General features: G+C 71.9%; 15 protein-coding genes. 5 read left to right on the forward strand and 10 right to left on the reverse strand.

Features of this window, described 5'->3' with window-relative positions:
- Positions 1–126: 126 nt before the first annotated feature.
- A complete protein-coding gene (locus ACFYRY_RS18475) occupies positions 127–2,742 on the forward strand; it encodes a glycosyltransferase family 1 protein (protein ID WP_389146112.1) in 2,616 nt (871 codons plus the stop codon).
- A gap of 22 nt (positions 2,743–2,764) precedes the next feature.
- Here the strand turns inward: ACFYRY_RS18475 and ACFYRY_RS18480 are convergent, their stop codons facing one another.
- The 9 genes from ACFYRY_RS18480 to ACFYRY_RS18520 all read right to left on the reverse strand — a co-directional run bounded on the left by ACFYRY_RS18480 (position 2,765) and on the right by ACFYRY_RS18520 (position 15,789).
- Positions 2,765–3,265 (reverse strand): DUF1990 domain-containing protein, encoded by a 501-nt coding sequence (locus tag ACFYRY_RS18480; RefSeq protein WP_389146115.1) that lies wholly within the window; start codon positions 3,263–3,265, stop codon positions 2,765–2,767.
- Between the two features lie 158 nt (positions 3,266–3,423).
- Positions 3,424–5,088, reverse strand: a complete 1,665-nt coding sequence (locus ACFYRY_RS18485; protein ID WP_389146117.1) for a M4 family metallopeptidase — start codon at positions 5,086–5,088, stop codon at positions 3,424–3,426.
- Between the two features lie 314 nt (positions 5,089–5,402).
- The gene (locus tag ACFYRY_RS18490; RefSeq protein ID WP_389146120.1) at positions 5,403–7,463 is read right to left on the reverse strand and encodes a M4 family metallopeptidase; all 2,061 of its coding nucleotides are present in this window, start codon (positions 7,461–7,463) and stop codon (positions 5,403–5,405) included.
- 306 nt (positions 7,464–7,769) lie between these two features.
- Positions 7,770–7,991, reverse strand: a complete 222-nt coding sequence (locus tag ACFYRY_RS18495) for a helix-turn-helix domain-containing protein (protein ID WP_389146122.1) — start codon at positions 7,989–7,991, stop codon at positions 7,770–7,772.
- Complete coding sequence (locus ACFYRY_RS18500) at positions 7,991–8,482, reverse strand: DUF2975 domain-containing protein (protein WP_389146125.1); 492 nt, start codon at positions 8,480–8,482, stop codon at positions 7,991–7,993. The genes ACFYRY_RS18495 and ACFYRY_RS18500 overlap by 1 nt, the downstream gene beginning before the upstream one ends.
- Positions 8,483–8,572: 90 nt before the next feature.
- The gene (locus ACFYRY_RS18505) at positions 8,573–10,345 is read right to left on the reverse strand and encodes an ABC transporter ATP-binding protein (RefSeq protein ID WP_389146128.1); all 1,773 of its coding nucleotides are present in this window, start codon (positions 10,343–10,345) and stop codon (positions 8,573–8,575) included.
- Complete coding sequence (locus tag ACFYRY_RS18510; RefSeq protein ID WP_389146130.1) at positions 10,342–12,126, reverse strand: ABC transporter transmembrane domain-containing protein; 1,785 nt, start codon at positions 12,124–12,126, stop codon at positions 10,342–10,344. Before ACFYRY_RS18510 ends, ACFYRY_RS18505 begins: the two co-directional genes overlap by 4 nt.
- Positions 12,127–12,148: 22 nt before the next feature.
- Entirely contained in the window at positions 12,149–14,002 is a 1,854-nt protein-coding gene (locus ACFYRY_RS18515; RefSeq protein WP_389146133.1) for an ABC transporter ATP-binding protein, read from the reverse strand.
- Entirely contained in the window at positions 13,999–15,789 is a 1,791-nt protein-coding gene (locus ACFYRY_RS18520; protein WP_389146136.1) for an ABC transporter ATP-binding protein, read from the reverse strand. Before ACFYRY_RS18520 ends, ACFYRY_RS18515 begins: the two co-directional genes overlap by 4 nt.
- A 207-nt stretch (positions 15,790–15,996) precedes the next feature.
- Here ACFYRY_RS18520 and ACFYRY_RS18525 point away from each other — a divergent pair, with 207 nt between their 5' ends.
- The 4 genes from ACFYRY_RS18525 to ACFYRY_RS18540 are packed head-to-tail and all read left to right on the forward strand — an operon-like array spanning position 15,997 to position 19,565.
- Positions 15,997–16,902, forward strand: a complete 906-nt coding sequence (locus tag ACFYRY_RS18525; RefSeq protein ID WP_389146139.1) for an ABC transporter ATP-binding protein — start codon at positions 15,997–15,999, stop codon at positions 16,900–16,902.
- Positions 16,899–17,648, forward strand: coding sequence for an ABC transporter permease (locus ACFYRY_RS18530; protein WP_389146141.1), 750 nt, complete (start codon positions 16,899–16,901; stop codon positions 17,646–17,648). The genes ACFYRY_RS18525 and ACFYRY_RS18530 overlap by 4 nt, the downstream gene beginning before the upstream one ends.
- Before the next feature lie 26 nt (positions 17,649–17,674).
- A complete protein-coding gene (locus ACFYRY_RS18535; protein WP_389146144.1) occupies positions 17,675–18,928 on the forward strand; it encodes a sensor histidine kinase in 1,254 nt (417 codons plus the stop codon).
- Complete coding sequence (locus tag ACFYRY_RS18540) at positions 18,921–19,565, forward strand: response regulator (RefSeq protein WP_389146146.1); 645 nt, start codon at positions 18,921–18,923, stop codon at positions 19,563–19,565. The genes ACFYRY_RS18535 and ACFYRY_RS18540 overlap by 8 nt, the downstream gene beginning before the upstream one ends.
- A gap of 40 nt (positions 19,566–19,605) precedes the next feature.
- Here ACFYRY_RS18540 and glgX read toward each other — a convergent pair whose 3' ends face one another.
- Positions 19,606–21,861: a glycogen debranching protein GlgX gene (glgX, locus tag ACFYRY_RS18545; RefSeq protein WP_389146149.1), complete on the reverse strand. Its 2,256-nt coding sequence runs from the start codon at positions 21,859–21,861 to the stop codon at positions 19,606–19,608.
- Positions 21,862–21,893 lie beyond the last annotated feature (32 nt).

A 21,893-nucleotide genomic window follows, 5' to 3' on the forward strand; every position in this document is an offset into this window, starting at 1 on the left:
CGGGTCGTTCAGGCCGATATGGGAATCTGCGGGAGGCAGCCCAGCGAGGCCCGCACAAACGCCGGTACTGTCGTAGGGGACGACACGACACCCCGGCTTTCCGCCAGCGCAGCGAAGAGGTGGCAAGTGAAGGCGATCCGTCGATTCACCGTCCGTCCCGTTCTCCCCGACCCTCTCCGGCCGCTGAGCGACCTGGCGCGCAATCTGCGCTGGTCCTGGCACCCGGAGACCCGTGATCTGTTCCAGTCCGTCGATCCGGAACGGTGGGCCGCGTCCAGCGGTGATCCGGTGCGGCTGCTCGGCAGCGTGCGGCCCGGCCGGCTCGCCGAACTCGCCGAGGACCGTCGCTTCCTGCGCCGGCTCACCGTGGCCGCGGACGATCTGCACGACTATGTGACCGGCGACCGCTGGTACCAGACACAGCCGACCGACCTGCCACAGGCCGTCGCCTACTTCTCGCCCGAGTTCGGCATCACCGCCGCCCTGCCCCAGTACTCCGGCGGCCTCGGCATCCTGGCCGGCGACCATCTCAAGGCGGCCAGCGACCTCGGCGTCCCGCTGATCGGTGTCGGGCTGCTCTACCGGCACGGGTACTTCCGGCAGACCCTCTCCCGGGACGGCTGGCAACAGGAGCACTATCCGGTGCTCGATCCTTACGAGCTGCCCGTCGCCCCGCTGCGGGAGGCCGACGGCACCCCGGCCGACGTCTCCCTGGCCCTGCCCGGCGGCAGGCGGCTGCGGGCCCGGGTCTGGCTGGCCCAGGTGGGCCGGGTCCCGCTGCTGCTGCTCGACTCCGACGTGGAGGAGAATGACCTCGGCGAGCGAGGCGTGACCGACCGGCTCTACGGCGGCGGCAGCGAGCACCGGCTGCTCCAGGAGATGCTGCTCGGGATAGGGGGCGTACGGGCGGTACGGACGTACTGCCGGCTGACCGGGCACCCCGAACCCGAGGTCTTCCACACCAACGAGGGCCACGCGGGCTTCCTCGGTCTGGAGCGGATCGCCGAACTCTGCGAACAGGGACTGGACTTCGACTCTGGCCTTGAGACGGTCCGGGCCGGGACCGTCTTCACCACCCACACCCCCGTCCCGGCCGGCATCGACCGCTTCGACCGGGAGCTGCTCGGCCGCCACCTCGGGCCCGACGCGGAACTGCCGGGGATCGACGTCGCACGGGTGCTGCACCTCGGCATGGAGACCTACCCCGGCGGTGACCCGAACGTCTTCAACATGGCCGTGATGGGCCTCAGGCTCGCCGGGCGGGCCAACGGCGTCTCCCTGCTGCACGGCAACGTCAGCCGGGAGATGTTCTCGGGCCTGTGGCCGGGATTCGACCCCGAGGAAGTGCCGATCACCTCCGTGACGAACGGGGTGCACGCCCCGACCTGGGTCGCCCCGGAGGTGCTCCGGCTCGGCGCCCGGCAGATCGGCGCCGAGCGCACCGAGGACGCCCTGACCGTCGGCGGCTCGGACCGCTGGGACGTGGTCACGGACATCCCCGACCAGGAGATCTGGGACCTGCGCCGGAACCTGCGCGAGCAACTGGTGACGGAGGTGCGCGACCGGCTGCGCGCCTCATGGCGGCAACGCGGCGCCGGTACGGCCGAGTTGGGCTGGATCGACGGGGTGCTCGACCCCGATGTGCTGACGATCGGGTTCGCGCGGCGGGTCCCGTCGTACAAGCGGCTGACGCTGATGCTGCGGGACCGGGACCGGCTGACGGACCTGCTGCTGCATCCCGAGCGGCCGATCCAGATCGTCGTCGCCGGGAAGGCGCACCCCGCGGACGACGGGGGTAAACGGCTGGTGCAGGAACTGGTGCGGTTCTCCGACGACCCACGGGTGCGCCACCGGATCGTCTTCCTCCCCGACTACGGCATGGCGATGGCCCAGAAGCTCTACCCCGGCTGTGACATCTGGCTCAACAACCCGCTCAGGCCGCTGGAGGCGTGCGGGACGTCCGGGATGAAGGCCGCGCTCAACGGGTGCCTCAACCTGTCCGTCCTGGACGGCTGGTGGGACGAGTGGTTCCAGCCCGACTTCGGCTGGGCGATCCCCACCGCCGACGGACTGGACTCCGAGGACCGGCGCGACGACATCGAGGCCGCCGCGCTCTACGACCTCCTGGAACAGCGGGTGACCCCCCGCTTCTACGAACGCGGCCAGCGCGGCCTGCCCGACCGCTGGATCGAGATGGTCCGCCAGACCCTGACCCTGCTAGGCCCCAAGGTGCTGGCCGGCCGCATGGTCCGCGAGTACGTCGAGCGGCTCTACGCCCCGGCCGCGCACGCCCACCGCACCATGGCCCCCGACTCCGCGCGCGAACTGGCCCGGTGGAAGTCCCGGGTGCGCGCGGCCTGGCACGGGGTCAGGGTCGACCACGTCGAGGCGAGCGCCGCGACGGGTACCGCGGAACTCGGTACGACGCTGGCGCTGCGGGTGCGCGTCGCGCTCGGCGACCTCGGCCCCGACGACGTCGAGGTGCAGGCGGTCTCCGGCCGGGTGGACGAGGAGGACCGCATCACCGACGCCGAGACCGTCCCGCTGAAGTCGGTGGGCGGCCCCGACCCGGAGGGACGCCGGCTGTACGAGGGCCCGCTGTCCCTGGACCGCACGGGACCCTTCGGCTACACGGTCCGCGTCCTGCCCGCGCACCCCCTGCTGGCCTCCGGCGCGGAACTGGGGCTGGTGGCGGTGCCGTCGGAGGAGGTGGTGGAGGCGGCCGGCGTGCTGCTGAGGTGACGGTGCCGCCGGGCGCCGGCGGCTACTCGGGCTCCTCGCACAGCCTCCGCAGCACGGCCCCGCACCGGCGTGCGTACGCCTGCTGCAGACCGCGGGTCGCCGGGCCGCCCGCCCGGGAGTACCACTTGGCGCCGCGGCTGAAGGCGGACACGGTCAGCCAGACCGTGCCGTCACCGGTGCGGTCCACGACGAAGGACTCCTCGCCGCACTCCGGGTGACCGGTCAGGGTGCCGTAGGCCCACCCGGCGCGGCGGGGCTCCTCCAGCGTCCAGACCACCCGGCAGGGCGCCTTGATCACGCCGGCGAGGGTGACCGTGACGTCGACGTCGGGAGCGGCACGGTCCGCGCTCACGTCGACGCCCACGCCCAGCGCGCGGTGCATCTCCCAGGTGAGGACCGCCTCGGAGGCTCTGCGGAAGACCTCTTTGCCCTCGCCTATGCGGCTACGCACGTGCAGGGGGTGGAAGCCGGGCGGGCAGAAGCCGTTCTCGCGGGTCGCGCCGACATCCTCGTACGTGAACATGGGGACAAGGGTAGGGCGGTGCTCCGGACGCGCGGCTTCCGGGTGCCGTTCCGCGCCGACTCGCCCCGGTGTGCTGACGCGGAACGCGGGACGGCGGCACCCGGGACGTTGTCCGCCCCGGATGCCGCCCTGTCGCCGTGCCGTCAACTACCTGACAGTCAGCTGACGTTGACCGCCGACCAGGCCGCCGCGACGGCCTTGTACTCGGTGCTGGTGGAGCCGTAGAGCGCGCTGGCCGCCGAGAGGGTGCCGGTGCGGGCCGACTTGTAGTTGGTCGTCGACGTGAAGTACGTCGTCAGCGCCTTGTACCAGATCTGCAGCGCCTTGGCGCGGCCGATGCCGGTGACCGTGGAGCCGTTGGACGTCGGCGAGTTGTACGAGACGCCGTTGATGGTCTTCGCGCCGCTGCCCTCGGACAGCAGGTAGAAGAAGTGGTTCGCGACGCCCGAGGAGTAGTGGACGTCCTTGTTGCCGACGGTGGACGACCAGTTGTCCGCCGAGCCGCCGTCCTTGCTGGGCTTGTCCATGTAGCGCAGCGGGGTGCCGTCCCCGTTGATGTCGATCTCCTCGCCGATGAGGTAGTCACCGGGGTCGTTGGAGTTGTTGGCGAAGAACTCCACGCCGGTACCGAAGATGTCCGAGGTGGCCTCGTTCAGACCGCCGGACTCGCCGCTGTAGTTGAGGCCCGCGGTGTTGGAGGTGACGCCGTGGCTCATCTCGTGGCCGGCCACGTCCAGCGAGGTCAGCGGGTTGACGTTGCCCTCGCCGTCGCCGTACGTCATGCAGAAGCAGCTGTCGTCCCAGAACGCGTTCACGTACGCGTTGCCGTAGTGGACGCGGGAGTAGGCGGCCACGCCGTTGTTCTTGATGCCGCTGCGGCCGAACGTCGACTTGTAGAAGTCCCAGGTCTCCTGCGCGCCGTACGCGGCGTCGACGGCCGCGGTCTGGTCCGTGGCCGAGCTGGAGGCCGTGCCGGTGCCCCAGGTGTCGTCCGCGTCGGTGAACAGGGTCCCGGCCGACGTGCTGGTGCCGTGCGACTTGTTGTACGTCTTGTGGCCGCCGCGGGTGCCGTCCGTCAGGTTGTACGTCGTGCCCGACTTGGTGGTGCCGAGGGTGACGGTGCCGGAGTACAGGCTCTTGCCGGTGCCGGTCTCGATGCCCTGGTACTCGTAGAGCTTCTTGCCGGTGGCCGCGTCGGTGATGACGTGCAGCTCGTTGGGGGTGCCGTCGTCCTGGAGACCGCCGACGACCGTCTCGTAGGCGAGGACCGGGGTGCCGGAGCCGGCCCAGACCACCTTGCGCGGGGCCTGGTCGGCGGCCGTCTTCTCGGAGCCGGCCGCCTTCGCGGCGGTCAGGGCCTGCTTCTCCGCCTTGGCGGGGGCGAGCTTCGGCGTCACGGACGCGACCTTGACGGAACCCTTGAGCGCCTTGGTCACGCCCTCGGTCTTCCCGGTGGCCGACTGGTGGACGACCAGGTCACCGCCGAGGACCGGCAGACCCGCGTAGGTGCGCTCGTAGCGGGTGTGCACCGCGCCGTCGACGTCCTTCACGACGTCCTTGACGACCAGCTTCTCCTTGGCGCCGAGGCCTATCTCCTGGGCGGTGCCGGCCGCGTCGGCCTGCTGCTCCTGGATCAGCGAGGTGCGGGCCGCCGAGGACAGCTGCAGGGGGGCGGCGGCGAGGGTGGATCTGCCGGTGTCCACCGTGGTCTCGGCGGCGGCTGAGGAACCGGTGGTCAGACCGGTGGTGAGCAGGGCTCCGGCGGCGACGGTGGTCGCGATGGCCAGAGTGGTTCGCTTGTGACGCGCGTAGAGGGGGGTCACGCATGCTCCTTCGTGGGGAGTCCGTCCGTTGGTTGGGGTCAACGGGCGGAGTTAGTTGTGGAGTTGCTGTGCTGAAGCGGCGTGAGGGAAGACTGGCACTGAGGCGCGTACATGTCATGACCCCCAAGTGATGTTGGCTCAAAACTGTCCTTCGGGTGAATATTGCCGTCATGTAAACGGAGTTGACTCTCGGTCAAGCACCAACCGGCGGTGCGTATAGACGTGGCAAAAAAGAGGACGCCGCCCCGGGGAGTCGAACCACCGGAGCGGCGCCCTGTCGTGGGAGCCGGTGAGGCCCAGGGGGCCCCTGAGGCCTACGGGAAGGTGAGCTTCCAGCTGTTGATGTAGCCGGTGTCCTGGGCCGCGTTGTCCTGGACCCGCAACTGCCATACACCGTTGGCGACTTCGGAGGACGCGTTCACCGTGTACGTGGTGTTGATGTTGTCCGCGCTGCCGCCGGTGCCGTACGCCTTCAGCGTGTACGCCGTCCCGTCCGGGGCGACCAATTGCACCTGGAGGTCACCGATGTAGGTGTGGACGATGTCGACCGCCACCGAGAGGTTGGACGGCGCGTTGCCGGTCCGGCCCGAGACGGTGATCGGCGATGTGACCGCGGCACCGTTGTCCGGAATCGATACGTCGGCCGCGTTCTCGAAGGAGGTGCCGCCGCCCCCGCCGCCGCCGTCGGACCGGGAGCCGACCGCGATGGCCGCCCAGGCGTCCTGCACGGCCTTGTACTCGGCGCTCGTCGTGCCGTACAGCTCACCGGTCGCCGCGAGCGTGTAGGTGCGCGCCGACGCGTAGTTGGTGGTCGAGGTGAACTTCGTGGTCAGCGCGCGGAACCAGATCTTCTCCGCCTTGTCCCGGCCGATGCCGGTGACCGGAAGCCCGTCGGAGGTGGGCGAGTTGTAGGTGACACCGTTGATGGTCTTGGTGCCGCTGCCCTCGCTCAGCAGGTAGAAGAAGTGGTTCGCGGGGCCCGAGGAGTAGTGCACGTCGTTGTTACCGAGGCCGGAGTACCAGCTGTCCTTGGACGCGCCGTCCTTGCTCGGCTTGTCCATGTAGCGCAGCGGGGTGCCGTCGCCGTTGATGTTGATCTCCTCGCCGATGAGGTAGTCACCCACGTCGGAGGAGTTGTTGGCGTAGAACTCGACGGTCGAGCCGAAGATGTCCGAGGTGGCCTCGTTCAGACCGCCGGACTCACCGCTGTAGACGAGGCCGGCCGTGGCGGAGGTCAGGCCGTGCGTCATCTCGTGCGCGGCCACGTCGATCGCCGTCAGCGGGTTCGCGTTGCCCGAGCCGTCGCCGTACGTCATGCAGAAGCAGCTGTCGGACCAGAACGCGTTGACGTAGTTGTTGCCGTAGTGGACCCGGGAGTACGCGCCCACCCCGTCGCCCTTGATCCCGCTGCGGCCGTGCACGTTCTTGTAGTAGTCCCAGGTCAGCTGGGCGCCGTAGTGCGCGTCCGCGCCGGCCGACTCCGCGTTCGAGGCGCTGCCGTTGCCCCACACGTCGTCGGGCCCGGAGAAGAGCGTGCCGGTGCCGGAGGTGCCGCGGTTGAGGTTGTACGTCTTGTGGCCGCCGCGGGCGCCGTCGGTGAGGTTGTACGTCGACCCGGACTGCGTGGTGGTCAGGTCCACGGTGCCCGAGTACACCGTGTTGCCGACGCCGGTCTCGATGGCCTGCCACTCGAACAGCTTCGCGCCGCTGGCCGCGTCCGTGACGACGTGCAGCTCCTGCGGGGTGCCGTCCTCCTGGAAACCGCCCACGACCGTCTCGTACGCCAGGGTCGGCTTGCCGTCGGCCGCCCAGATCACCTTGCGCGGGGCGCGGTTGACGTCGGGGCTCTTGGCGTCCTGGGCCTCGGCGGCCTTGAGTGCCTGCGTCCTGGCCTTGGCCGCGGGCAGCGCGGCCGTGGTGGTGGCCGGCTTGATGGCGGCGCGGGTCGCCTTGACGACCGACTCGACAGCGTCGGCCTTCGTGCTCTGCACGACCAGGTCGCCGCCGAGGACGGGCAGACCGTCGTAGGTGCGCTCGTAACGCGTGTGGACCGTGCCGTTGCCGTCCTTGAGGACGTCCCGGACGACCAGCTTCTCCTTGGCGCCCAGACCCAGGTCCTTGGCGGTCGCCGTCCTGGCGGCGTCGGCCTGCCGGATCAGCTCGGCGCGCTGGGCGGGGGTGAGCTTCACGGACTCGGAGCCCGGTATGACCTTGCCCGCGGCCGACGGTGCCTGGTCAGGGGCCGCGGTGGCGGCGCCGGACTGGACGGCCGCGGCGATCAGGGCGGAGACGCCGACGAGGGCCACGGTGGCGACCCTGCGCTGGGTGGTGGCGCGGATGTGGGAGGTGCGTCTGGTCGAGGAACTTCTCAACACTGACTCCTTCTGCGCGGCCGCGGGTCTCGCGGCCAGGGGAGACCGGTCGGCGGATGGGCCGAACGGGCAGAACAGGGGCGGTGCGTAGAACCTCGTGCGGGTGCTCGGCCGCGGCACAGCGGTGGAACATGTGAGGTTGCTGTGCAGGGGTCGTGGGAAGAGTGGCAGGAGTTCCCGGTTTCTGTCAGGGGCGCGTCAGGAACTTGGCCGGAAACCCTCCGTTGTCCGGGAATTCACGTCCGATATTCGGAGCGATGCGGGAAGGGGGGAGTAGAGGTGCGGGCGTTTCCCCCTCCCCGGGGCGCGTCATCCGCCCGTGGCGTCCTCGGCCTCCCAGCGCAGCAGGTCGCCCGGCTGGCACTCGAGCACCTCGCAGAGTGCGGCGAGGGTCGCGAAGCGCACCGCCTTGGCGCGGCCGTTCTTGAGTACCGCCAGGTTGGCGGGCGTGATGCCCACGCGGTCCGCGAGCTCGCCCACGGACATCTTCCGCCGGGCCAGCATCACGTCTATGTCGACGCTGATCGGCATCAGATGACCTCGTCCAACTCGGCCTGCATCCGTGCCGCTTCGACGTCCCGCGCGACGGCCTGGGCGAGCAGCATCCGCAGCACGAGCACGATGAGGGCGACCCCCAGGACGGCCAGGCCGATCCCGCCCATGATGACGGTGACGCCCGGGTCGTCCCGCTGGCCCGGCGCGTTGACGGCCGTGACCGCGAACCAGGCGAGGGCGGCAGCCACGATCGCGCCGATCACGCCGTCCACGTACCGGAAGGCGGCGTGGGAGAACACGGTTCCGCGTCGCACCATCGACACCAGCCGCCATACGCAGACCCCGGCGACCTGGACCGACACCATGCCCAGGGTCGTGATCACGCGCAACGAGGTCAGCGGGAGGGACCCGTCCTCCGGGTCGTTGCCACTGGCCAACGTCCACACCATCAACGCCTGCACGAACACGGTGCCGGCGAGCACCACCACGAGCACGGCGCGAAGCGCACGCACTGCCAGCTTTCCCATGACCCAGCCTTCCATCGAGTTGCGATGGAAATCTATCGAATATCGATAGGTGGCGGCAAGGGGCGGGGCAAAGGGGGCCAGGGGGCAGGGTCAGGCGGGCGGCTGCGGACCCGGTTCGCGGTCCCCGTGCCACGACCGCCACAACGACGCGTACGCGCCCCCCGCCGCCACCAGCTCCTCGTGCGTGCCGAGTTCGGTCAGGCGGCCGTCCTCCATCACGGCGACCCGGTCCGCGTCGTGCGCGGTGTGCAGGCGGTGGGCGATGGCGATGACCGTGCGGCCCTCCAGTACGGCGGCCAGGGCGCGCTCGGTGTGCCGGGCGGTCGTCGGGTCCAGCAGGGCGGTGGCCTCGTCGAGGATCAGGGTGTGCGGGTCGGCCAGGACCACCCGGGCCAGCGCGAGTTGCTGCGCCTGGGAGCCATCCGTACGCCAACCGCCCTCACTCAGCTCGGTGTTCAACCCGTCGGGCAGTTCCCGCACCCACCCGTCGGCGCCGACCGCCCCCAGCGCGGCCCACAACTCCTCGTCGGTCGCGGCGGGTTCGGCGATCAGCAGGTTGTCGCGAACCGTACCCAGGAACACATGGTGCTCCTGGGTGACCAGCACGACCTGTCGGCGCAGTTGCTCCGGGCCCAGCTCGACGACCGGCACCCCGCCCACCGTCACCGCACCCGCGCTCGGGGTGTCGACGCCCGCGAGCAGCCTGCTCAGCGTGGTCTTCCCGGCACCGGAGGGACCGACCACGGCCAGCCGTTCCCCGGGCCGTACGGTCAGGTCCACCCCGTGCAGCACCTCACGCCCCCGGTCGTAGGCGTAGTGCACGCCCCTCACGTCGATGCGGTCGCCGGCCGGAGTGGGGGAGCCGCTGTCCCCGGCGCTGCGCGGCGCGGCGGCCAGTCCCTCCACCCGGGCGAACGAGGCGCCGCTGTTCTGCAGTTGCTCGATCCGGTTCAGGATCTCGTCCAGCGGACCGTCGAGCTGCCGCAGGTACAGCGCCGCCGCCACCACCGCCCCCAGACTCACCGCCGCGTGCGCGTGCAGCACCCCGCCGAGCAGCAGCGCCCCCGCGACCGGGAAGAGGTTCGCCACATCCACCGCCGGGTAGAACACCGTGCGCAGACGCAGCGTGAACAGGCGCCTGTGCCGGGAGTGGTCCAGCGCCTGACGGCTCGCCGCGACCCGGCGCTCCCGCAACCCGAACGCCTCCACCGTGCGGGCCCCGGCCGCGGTCGCCGCGAGGATCTCGGCGACGTCCGAGTTCGACTCGCCCTCCGCGAGATACGCGTCCCGGGCCCGGCGCAGGTACCAGCGCAGGGCGAACCAGACCGGGATGAGGCCGAACACGCCTACGGCGCCCAGCAGCGGGTCGATCACGAAGACCGCGCCGAGCAGGAACAGCGCCTGCACGAGGTTGATGAGCAGGTCGGGCCCGGCGTCGCGCAGTGTGGTGCCGACGGTGGCCACGTCCGCGGTGCCGCGGGCCGTCAGATCACCGGTGCCGGCCCGCTCCACCACCGACGCGGGCAGCGCCAGCGTCCGGTCGACGAACTCCTCGCGGACCCGGGCCAGCGTCCGCTCCCCGAACCGGTGCCCGGCATACCGTGCCCAGCGCGCCAGCAGCAACTGCGCCGCCGCGCAGGCCACGATCCCCAGCGCGGCCCGGTCCACCGCCCCGACACCGCCCCCGGCCCGCACCTCGTCGATGATCCGGCCCAGCAGCCACGGCCCGGCGAGGCCCGCCCCGGCGGCGGCCGCGTTCAGCGCGAGCACGGCGAGGAAGGCACGCGCGTCGGCACGCACCAGACGGCCGGAGGCCCGCCGTACGGCCGCGGGCCCGGCGATCGGTAACTGTCCCCGCGTCATCCCACGACCTCCTCGGCGTCCCGGCCGGCCCCGTCCTCGCGCGGGCCGGCCTCCTCTTCCTCGATGCCGGCGTCCCGGGTCACCAGCGCCCGGTAGCCGGGTTCCTGAGCCAGCAGCCGCTGATGGCTGCCGGTGGCCGCGACCTTCCCGTCGACCACGTAGAGCACGGTGTCCACCCGGTCCAGCACCAGCGGGGAGGTGGTGGTGACGACGGTGGTACGGCCCCGGCGCGCGTCCCGCAGCCGGGCCGCGACCGCCGCCTCCGTGTGCGCGTCGAGCGCCGAGGTCGGCTCGACGGCCAGCAGCACCTCCGGGGCGGCCAGCAGCGCCCGCACCAACCGGACCCGCTGCCGCTGGCCACCGGAGAGGTTGTGCCCCTGCGCGTCGACGGCCGAGTCGAGCCCGTCCGGCAGGCCCCGCACGAGGTCCTCCGCCGCGGCGGCCCGCACCGCCGCCATGATCTCCTCGTCGCCCGGTTCCCCGCGCCCGCCGACCAGTTCACGCAACGGCCCCGCGAACAGGTCGGCCTCGTGGTCGGCGACCAGGATCCGCGCCCGCACCTGCGGCAACGGCACCTCGTCCAGCCGCACACCGCCCCAGGTCGCGTCGGACGGCGCGTACCGGCCCAGGCGGTCGACGACGGCCGCCGTGTCGGCCGGCCGCTCACCGGCCAGCGCGATCAGCCGCCCCGGCGGCACCCGGGCCCCGGAGGCCGGGTCGTACAGCACCGACGGCTCCGCGGGAGCGTCGCACACGCCGTCGTCCGGCTCCGGCTCCACGCGCAGCAGCCGTACGACGCGCCGCGCGGCCACCACACCCCGGCCGAGCTGGTATCCCCAGTCGACGAAGTACGCCACCGGGCGCACCAGCACCGCGACATAGCCGTACACCGACACCAACTCGCCCACCGTGAGGGTGCCCTGGGCAGCCATCCGGGCCGCCATCCAGGTCACCACGGCGAGGTACAGCGTCGGCAGGCCCACTCCGAGCGCCTGCAGCCAGCTGGTCACCGCCCCCACCCGGTACCCCTGCTCACGCAGCCGCGTCGAGTCCCGCCGGAAGGCGTCGGCGACCAGCCCCTTGCCGCCGAGCCCGTTCAGGACCCGCAGCCCGCCCGCGAGGTCGCCGATCCGCGCGGTCAGCACGCCCTGCCGCTCCCGGTACTCCGCCTCCGTGCCCTGCAGCCTGACCATCAACGGCCCGACGAGCACCGCCACCAACGGCACCCCGAGCAGCACCACCAACGGCACCCCGAGCAGCACCACCACGGTGAGCTGCGTGGAGACGGACAGCAGCAGCCCCGCGACCACCAGGTAGGCGACGACCGCGCCGACCCCGGGGCCGATCACCGTCAGGGAGGAGCTGATCTGCTGCACGTCCCCCACGCCGATCGTCATGACCTCCCCGGCCCCGACCCGCCGTGGCAACGCCGCCCCCAGCCGCACCGCGTGCCCGACGACGACCTTGACCGTGCGGAAGTTGGCGTCCATCCGCACCCGGGTCATCGTGCGGTGCCGCATGATGCCCAGCCAGGCGTTGAAGGCGCCGACCACCACCAGCAGACCGGTCCACAGGCCCAGCGCGCCCATGTCCCCCGTCTCCAGGCCCTCGTCCACGGCCCGGGCCATCAGGTACGGCGTCGCCGCGAGCAGCACCATCCACACGCTGCCCAGCACCGCCCCCGCCGCCGACCGCCACGGCTGCCGCAGCACCAGCCACCACAGGTACCACCAGCCGCCCCGACGGTCGGGCGTGCCCGGATCCTCGTACGCGTCGATCAACGTTCCCCCCGGCCCCGGAAGATCACGCCAGACTGTCCCGCCACGCCCGGTGCAGGTCCGCGAAGCGGCCGGTGCCCGCGACGAGTTCGGCCGGAGTGCCGTCCTCGACGATCCGGCCGTGCTCCATGACCAGGACCCGGTCGGCGATCTCGACCGTCGACAGCCGGTGGGCGATCACGACCGCCGTACGTCCCTTCAGCACCGTCGCCATCGCCCGCTGCACCGCCCGTTCGCCCGGGATGTCGAGCGAGCTGGTCGCCTCGTCCAGGATCAGCACCGCCGGATCGGCGAGCAACGCCCGGGCGAAGGCGACGAGTTGGCGCTGACCGGCGGAGATACGGCCGCCCCGCTTGCGGACGTCCGTGTCGTAGCCGTCGGGCAGGGCGCTGATGAACTCGTGCGCACCGATCGCCTTCGCGGCCCGCTCGATGTCGTCACGGGTGGCGTCCGGCCGTCCGATCGCGATGTTCTCGGCGACCGTGCCGGAGAACAGGAACGCCTCCTGGGTCACCATGACCACCCCGCGCCGCAGCTCGGGCACGGACAGCTCGCGCAGGTCGACACCGTCGAGCAGGACCCGGCCCTCGGAGGGGTCGTAGAAGCGGGCGAGCAGCTTGGCCAGCGTCGACTTGCCCGCCCCGGTCGAGCCGACGACCGCGACCGTCTGCCCGGCCGGCAGCGTCAGTTCGAAGGTGGGCAGCACCTCGCCGCCGGTGCGGTAGGCGAACCGGACACCGTCGAAGACCACCTCACGGCCGGGGAGTTCGGACTCGAGCGGCGGAAGCTCCCGGGGCGCCTGCGGCTCGGGCACGGACGGCGTCTGCGCCAGCAGCCCCGCGATCTTCTCCAGCGAGGCCGCCGCCGACTGGTACGAGTTCAGGAACATGCCGAGCCGGTCGATCGGGTCGTACAGCCGCCGCAGGTACAGCACCGCCGCCGCCAGCACCCCCAGCTCCAGCGAACCGCCCGCCACCCGCTGGGCGCCCCACAGCACGATCAGCGCGACGGCCGTGTTCGCGACCAGCCGGGAGCCGACGACGTAGCGGGCCATCTCGAGCAGCGCGTCCCCGTTGATCCGCTCGTGCCGCTTGTTGAGGCCGGCGAAGTCGGCGTCGTTGGCGGCCTCGCGGCGGAACGCGCGCACCGGACGGATGCCGTTCATCGTCTCGACGAACTTCACGATCACGGCGGCGATCGCCGTGGACCGCTTCCCGTACACCAGCGCGGCACGCCGCTGGTACGTCCGCACCAGGAGGTACAGCGGCACGAAGGACACCACCGCGACCGCGCCGAGCCCCAGGTCCAGCCAGAGCAGCAGGGCCGAGATGTAGACGAAGGACAGGATGACCGTGACCAGCTCCTGCAGCCCCTCGCTGAGGAGTTCACGCAGTGACTCCACGTCCGTGGTGGAACGGGAGATGAGCCGGCCCGAGGTGTACCGCTCGTGGAAGTCGATGCTCAGCGCCTGCGCGTGCCGGAAGATCCGGCCACGGAGGTCCAGCAGTACGTCCTGGTTGACGCGGGCGGAGGCGATGATGAACGCGTACTGGAGCCCCCCGGAGGCCAGCGAGCACAGCAGGTAGCCCACGGCCACGGCGATCAGCGGGCCGTTGTCGTGGTCCCGGAACGCCGGTACCGCGCGGTCGATGGCGTACGCCACCAGCAGCGGCCCCACCTGCACCGCCGCCTGCTGGAGCAGCAGGAGCAGCGTCGTGACCGCGACCCGGGCCCGCAGCGGGGCCAGCAGGGAACGCAGCAGGGTGGCGGTGGCGCCCGCGGGAGCGGGCAGTACGTCACGGTCGAAGACGTCGCCCGGATCATGGGGTTCGCCGGCCGGTTGCCTCTTGTCCGGTGCGGTGGTCGTGGTCGCCGTCATCGGCCGTCCTCCTCGTCGGTGCCGGCCATCAGGTGGGCGTACTCGGCGTTGCCGCGCAGCAGTTCGTGGTGGGTGCCGACGGCGGCGATCCGGCCGCCGGACAGCAGCGCGACGCGGTCGGCGAGCAGGACGGTCGACGGGCGGTGCGCCACGATGAGGGCGGTGGTGTCCGCGAGGACGTCCCGCAGGGCGGCCTCCACCGCCGCCTCGGTGTGGACGTCGAGGGCGGACAGCGGGTCGTCCAGCACCAGGAAGTCGGGCCGCCCCACGACCGCCCGGGCCAGTGCGAGGCGCTGCCGCTGGCCGCCGGAGAGGCTGTGGCCCTGCTCGCCGACCTGGGTGTCGGTGCCCTGCGGGAGGCCGTGCACGAAGTCGGCCTGCGCCACGGCGAGGGCGCGCTCCAGCTCGACCGTTCCCGCGCCGGTTCCGGCGCCCATGAGGACGTTCTCGCTCACCGCGGCGGAGAAGAGGGTGGGTTCCTCGAAGGCCACCGCGACCCGGGAGCGGAGCTCCTGCCGGGACATGGCGGTGATGTCCTGGCCGTCCAGGGTGATCCGGCCCGATGTCACCTCGTGGAGGCGGGGGACCAGGGCGGTGAGGGTGGTCTTGCCGCTTCCGGTCGCGCCCACCAGGGCCATGGACTCGCCGGGACGGATGTGCAGGTCGATGCGGTCGAGGAGCGGTGGGGAGTCCTCGGGGGCGTCGGGGTAGCGGAAACGGACGTGGTGGAAGCGCAGGCCGCTGTCCTCGGTGCGCGTCGCGTCCCCGGTACCGCCCTTCGACTCCGGCTCCTCGTCCATCACCTCGAAGTACCGCTCGGTCGCCGTCGCCGCCTCCTGACTCATCGCCAGCAGGAACCCGATCGAGTCCACCGGCCAGCGCAGCGCGAGGGCCGTGGACAGGAAGGCGACCAGCGTCCCCGCCGACAGCTCCCCGTCCGCCACCTGCACGGCGCCCAGCACCAGCGCCGCCCCGATGGCCAGCTCCGGCAGCGTCACGATGACGCCCCAGATGGTCGCAAGGAGACCCGCCTTGCGCAGCTCGGTCCCGCGCAGGGTCCGGGACAGTTCACGGAACGCCCGTGCCTGGCTGCGGTGCCGCCCGAACCCCTTGATGATGCGGATGCCGAGCACGCTCTCCTCGACGACCGTCGTCAGGTCGCCCACCTGGTCCTGCGCGCGCCGCGCCACCAGGGCGTACCGCTTCTCGAAGACCACGCACGTCACCATCACGGGGATGGCCGGAATCAGGATGACCAGGCCCAGCGACCAGTCCTGCACCAGCATGATCACCACACCGACGACGATCGTCACGGCGTTGACCAGCAGGAACGTCAGCGGAAAGGCGAGGAACATCCGCAGCAGCATCAGATCGGTGGTGCCCCGGGACAGCAACTGCCCGGACGCCCACCGGTCGTGGAAGGCGACCGGCAGCCGTTGCAGACGCCGGTAGAGGTCCGCCCGCATCTCCGCCTCGACATGGGACAACGGCCGCGCCACCAGCCATCGCCGCAGCCCGAACAGCAGCGCCTCCGCGAGCCCGAGCAGCAGCAGGTACAGCGCGCCGAGCCACACCCCCGCCCCGTCCCGGTCGGCGACCGGCCCGTCCACCATCCACTTCAGGACGAGCGGGATCACCAGCCCCGTGCAGGAGGCGAGCACCGCGACGAACGCGGCGGTCAGCAGCCGCGCCCGCACGGGCCGGACGTACGGCCACAGCCGCAGCAGGGTTCTTACGGCGGAGCGGTCCTTGGCGGTTGCGGGTGTCGTCACAGGTGTCGTGGCCATCAACAGGGAGCCTACGGACCGGCACTGACATCGCCCACCGAGTTTTGGCCGGACCGGGATCGGCCGCTGGTCCTACGACCTGCGTGTTCGAGGCGTCGTGGCGCGGGTCGTGGCGCGGGTCGTAGCGCGGCATCAGCCGATCGGCTGATGCCGCTTCGAGCGCGACGGCCGATGTGCGGGCGGGCCGCTCGCCGGGACGCTGGTGCCATGTCCGTCATCGAAGTCACCGATCTGCGCAAGTCCTACGGCGACCGGGCCGTCGTCGACGGCGTCTCCTTCACCGTCGAGGAGGGCGAGGTCTTCGGCGTCCTCGGCCCGAACGGCGCCGGCAAGACCACCACCGTCGAGTGCGTCGAGGGCCTGCGGGTCCCCGACGCGGGCCGGGTCCGGGTGACGGGCCTCGACCCCGTCGCCGAGCACCGGGCCACCCGCGAGGTCCTGGGCGCCCAGCTCCAGCAGAGCGAGTTGCAGGCCAAGCTGACCGTCCGCGAGGCACTGGAGCTGTACGCCGCCTTCTATCCGCGCCCGCTCGACTGGCGGCCGCTCGCCGAACGCCTCGGCCTGACCGCCAAGCTCACCACCCGGTTCGGCAAGCTCTCCGGTGGCCAGAAGCAGCGCCTGTTCATCGCGCTCGCCCTCATCGGCGATCCGCGAATCGTCGTCCTGGACGAGCTGACCACCGGCCTCGACCCCCGTGCCCGCCGGGACACCTGGGAGCTGATCGAGGACATCCGCGAGCGTGGGGTGACCGTCCTGCTGGTCACCCACTTCATGGAGGAGGCGCAGCGGCTGTGCGACCGGATCGCCGTGATCGACAAGGGGCGGGTGGTCGCGCTGGACAGCCCGTCCGGCCTGATCCGGAGCTCGGCCGGCGCCACCGTCGTCAGCTTCACCCCGTCCGCGCCCCTGGACGACCGTGACCTGAACGCGCTGCCCGCGCTCGCCTCGGTCGAGCAGCTGGACGGCCGGATCACGCTGTCCGGCACCGACGAGACCGTCAACGCCGTCATCACCCTCCTGGCCCGCACCCACATCACCGCCCACCAGCTCCGCGTCACCGACGCCACCCTCGACGACGCGTTCCTCGACCTCACGAAGGAGGCGGCGGCATGACCGCGGCCGTAGTCGACACCGCCGTACTGAGAACCGAGATCCGTCTCTTCCGCCGTGAACCCGGCGCGCTCTTCTGGATCCTGGGGTTCCCGACCCTCCTGCTGGTGATCCTCGGTTCCGTCCCGTCCTTCCGGGACCCCGAGCCGTCCCTCGGCGGGCTGCGGACGATCGACATCTACGTCCCGGTGGCCGTGTTGCTCGGGATGATCGTCGGCGGTCTCCAGGCCATGCCGCAGACCCTCACCGGCTACCGCGAGCGCGGCATCCTGCGCCGGATGTCCACCACACCGGTCCGGCCCGCCGCCCTGCTGTCGGCGCAGATGCTGGTGTACGGCGGTGCCGCCCTGACGTCGGCGCTGCTCGCCCTCGCGGTCGGGCGGTTCGCCTTCGACGTACGACTGCCGAAGCAGCCCTTCGGATACGTCGTCGCCCTGGTCCTGGCGATCCTGGCCGCCCTCGCGCTCGGCGCGGTCGTCTCCGCGCTGTCCAGGACCACGAAGATCGCGGGCGCGATCGGCTCCGCGGTGTTCTTCCCGGCGATGTTCTGCGCGGGCGTGTGGGCTCCGGTGCAGACCATGCCGGACGCGCTGGCCCGGTGCGTCGGATACACCCCGTTCGGCGCCGCGGCCGAGGCCCTGAACCAGGCGGCGGCCGGCCACTGGCCGGGGTGGGGGCACCTGGGCGTGCTGGCGATGTGGACGCTGCTGCTCACCGGCGCCGCGAGCCGCTGGTTCCGCTGGGAGTGAGCGTGCGCGTGCCCGACACTGGGCCCATGGACCAGGACGTGGCGGGGGTGGAGCAGCGGTGGGCGGTGGTCAACCGCCGGGGTCCCTATGTGCTGTTGCTGGTCGGCGCGGTCCTCGCGGTGCCGACCGCGGGCATGGTCGGCATGGGGCGGGGCGACTGGTACGCGGTCGGCGGCCTGGTCGCCGCCGGACTGGCGCTCCAGGTGTGGTGGGGGACCGTCGCCGACACGCCGATCGGGCCGTCCGGCACGAGCATCTGCTACTACTCCGTCCGCTGGGTCATCGCCTTCGCCCTCACCTGGATCAACCCGCTCTTCTCGTTCTACGCCTTCACCGGCTACTTCGGCGCCCGCCGACTGCTGCCGCGGCGGCTGCGCAGCGCCGGGCTGTTCGCCACCGCCGTCACCATGTCCGGCGCGCAGTCCGGCGGGCTGCCACCGAGCGGGCGGGCCCAGTGGCTGCTGTTCGGGGCGGTCCTCGCGGTCACCCTTGCCCTGGTCGCCGTCTCCGACCGCGTGTTCGCCACGGAGGACGAACGCGCCCGCGTCCAGGCCGCCACCATCGCCGAACTCGAACGCACCAACACGGCATTGCAGCAGGCACTTGACGAGAACGCCTCCCTGCACGCCCAACTCCTCGTCCAGGCAAGGGAAGCCGGGGTCGCCGACGAGCGCCGCCGCCTCGCCGCCGAGATCCACGACACCCTCGCCCAGGGCCTGACCGGCATCATCGCCCAGCTCCAGGTCGTGGCGAACGCCCCCGACCTGGACATCGCCCGCACCCACCTGGAGCGCGCCTCCGATCTCGCCCGCCACAGCCTGGGCGAGGCCCGCCGCTCCGTCCACAACCTCACTCCGGTGGCCCTGGAGCACGACGGGCTGCCGGAGGCGCTCAAGAAGACGGTCGCCGAATGGGGCGAACGGGTCGGCGTGCGGGCCGAGTTCACCGTCACCGGCACGGTGGAACAGCTGCACGCGGAGGTCTCGGCGACCCTCCTGCGCATCGTGCAGGAGGCCCTCTCCAACGCCGCCCGGCACGCGGCCGCCACCCGGGTCGGGGTGACCCTCAGCTATCTGGGAGACGAGGTGATCCTCGACATCCGCGACGACGGCCAGGGCTTCGACCCGCTCGCCACCTTGCCGCGCACCGGGACCGGCGGCTTCGGTCTCGACGGCATGCGGGCCCGCGCCGCCCGCGTCGCCGGCTCCCTCACCGTCGAGTCGGAGCCGGGCAACGGCACGGCGCTGTCGGCTCGCGTACCGTTGGTCCGCCATGAGTGACCCGGTGTTGATCTCCCTGCTGATCGTCGACGACCATCCGGTCGTCCGGGACGGCCTGCGCGGCATGTTCGAGTCGGCGCCCGGATTCACGGTCCTCGGCGAGGCGGCGAACGGCGTCGAGGCGTTGGAGCGGGCCACCGCCCTGGACCCCGACGTGATCCTCATGGACCTGCGGATGCCGGGCGGCGGCGGGGTCGAGGCGATCGCCGAGCTGACCGGGCGGGGTGCCCGCGCCAAGGTCCTCGTCCTGACCACGTACGACACCGACTCCGACACGCTGCCCGCGATCGAGGCGGGCGCGACGGGTTACCTCCTGAAGGACGCCCCGCGCGACGAGCTCTTCACCGCCGTCCGCGCGGCGGCACAGGGCCGTACCGTCCTGTCCCCGGCCGTCGCCTCCCGCCTGGTCTCCGCGGTCCGTACGCCCCGCGCCCCCGGCAACGAGCCCCTGTCCGCCCGCGAGCGCGAGGTGCTGGCCCTGGTCGCCAAGGGCACCTCGAACCGCGAGATCGCCCGCGAGCTGTTCATCAGCGAGGCCACCGTGAAGACCCATCTCACCCACCTGTACGCCAAGTTGGGCGTCAAGGACCGGGCGGCGGCGGTGGCCACGGCGTACGACCGCGGGATCCTGGGCTGACCAGGAGGAGGCGGGGGACGTTGCCCGTCGCCGGCCGCTGTCAGGAGGCCACCCGCAGCAACAGCACCGCCCGCGCCGGAACCGTGATCGCCTCTCCCGCCCGATGGACGACCCCGGGAGCCTCGCCCTGTTCCTCCCTCGACGTGTCGACGACCACCTCGTAGCGCTCCGCCCACGGCGGCCCCGGCAGGACGAAGGACTGCGGGTCCTCACCCGCGTGCAGGACGGCGAGGAAACTGTCGTCGACGATCGCGGCGCCGCGTTCGTCGCGGCCGGGAATGTCCCGGCCGGAGAGGTACATGCCGAGGGTGGCGGCCGGCGCGTACCAGTCCCGTTCGGTCATCTCGGCGCCGCGCGAGGTGAACCACGCCAGGTCCCGCAGGCCGTCCGCCGAGTGGGCCCGCCCCGAGAAGAAGGCGCGGCGGCGCAGGACCGGGTGGCGGTGGCGCAGGTCGATCAGTCGGGCGGTCAGGTCGAACAGGGCCTTCCAGGCGGGATCCTCCAGCAGCGCCCAGTCGACCCAGCTGATCTCGTTGTCCTGGCAGTAGGCGTTGTTGTTGCCGCGCTGGGTGCGCCCCAGCTCGTCGCCCGCGACCAGCATCGGCACCCCCGTCGACAGCAGCAGCGTCGTCAGGAGGTTCCGCAGTTGGCGGCGCCTGAGCGCCTGTATTCCCTCGTCGTCCGTGGCCCCTTCCGTCCCGCAGTTCCACGACCGGTTGTCGTCGGTGCCGTCCCGGTTGCCCTCGCCGTTGGCCTCGTTGTGCTTGCGCTCGTACGACACGAGGTCGCGCAGGGTGAAACCGTCGTGGGCGGTGACGAAGTTGACCGAGGCGTAGGGGCGCCGGCCGCCCCAGGCGTACAGGTCGCTCGACCCCGACAGCCGGTAGCCGAGGTCGCGTACGTCGGGCAGCGCGCCACGCCAGAAGTCCCGGACCGCGTTGCGGTAGCGGTCGTTCCACTCCGTCCACAGCGGAGGGAACGCCCCGACCTGGTACCCGCCCGACCCCACGTCCCACGGTTCGGCGATCAGCTTCACCCGCCGCAGCACCGGGTCCTGCGCGATGACGGCCAGGAACGGGGACAGCATGTCGACGTCGTGCATGGAGCGGGCCAGCGCCGCCGCCAGGTCGAAACGGAAGCCGTCCACGCCCATCTCCGTCACCCAGTACCGCAGCGAGTCGGTGATCAGCCGGAGCACGTGCGGCTGGACGACGTGCAGGGTGTTGCCGCAGCCCGTGTAGTCGGCGTACCGGCGGGCGTCCGGCTGGAGCCGGTAGTAGCCCCGGTTGTCGATGCCCTTCAGGGACAGCGTCGGGCCCAGCTCGCCCGCCTCCGCCGTGTGGTTGTAGACCACGTCGAGGATGACCTCGATCCCGGCGGCGTGCAGGGCCCGCACCATCCGCCTGAACTCGCCGACCTGCTGACCCGTCGTACCGGAGGCGGCGTAGCCCGCGTGCGGCGCGAAGTAGCCGATCGAGTTGTAGCCCCAGTAGTTCTTCAGGCCCTTGCGCAGCAGGTGGTCCTCGTGCGCGAACTGGTGGACCGGGAGCAGCTCGACGGCCGTCACGCCCAGCCTGACCAGATGCTCGACGGCCGCCGGGTGGGCCAGCCCCGCGTACGTCCCGCGCAGCTCCTCCGGGATCTCGGGGTGCAGGCGGGTGAAGCCCCGCACATGCAGCTCGTAGATCACCGAGTCCGCCCACGGTGTCTTCGGCCGCCGGTCGTCCATCCACTCGTCGTCGAGGGCGTCGTCGTGGACGACCACGCCCTTGGGGACGTACGGCGCCGAGTCCCGCTCGTCGCGCACGGTGTCCGCGATCTGCTGCTGCGGCCAGTCGCGGACGTGTCCGTACACCTCCGGCGGCAGACCGAAGTCGCCGTCGACCGCGCGCGCGTACGGGTCGAGGAGCAGTTTCGCCGGGTTCCACCGGCCGCCGGTCCACGGATCCCAGCGGCCGTGCACCCGGTAGCCGTAGCGCTGGCCCGGCATCACGCCGGGGACGAAGCCGTGCCAGATCTCGTGGGTGAGCTCGGTCAGCCGGGCGCGGGTCTCCCTGCCCCGCTCGTCGAAGAGGCACAGGTCGACCGCCTCCGCCCCGCCCGCCCACAACGCGAAGTTGGTCCCCGCCACCCCGTCCGGGCCCACCCGGAAACGGGCGCCCAGCGGCATCGGGGCGCCCGGCCACACGGGGGCACCGGGCGCGCCGCGCCGGTGCGTGCCGTTCACGACGGCGGGGCGCCCGTCCTCGGCGGCGCCGTCTTCGGCCACCGCCTCCTGCTCGGCTGCGCTGGACACCGTTCAGCCTCCCACGGCTCGTGGAACGACAG

The sequence above is a fragment of the Streptomyces sp. NPDC005263 genome (genome assembly GCF_042872365.1).
Classification (GTDB): domain Bacteria; phylum Actinomycetota; class Actinomycetes; order Streptomycetales; family Streptomycetaceae; genus Streptomyces.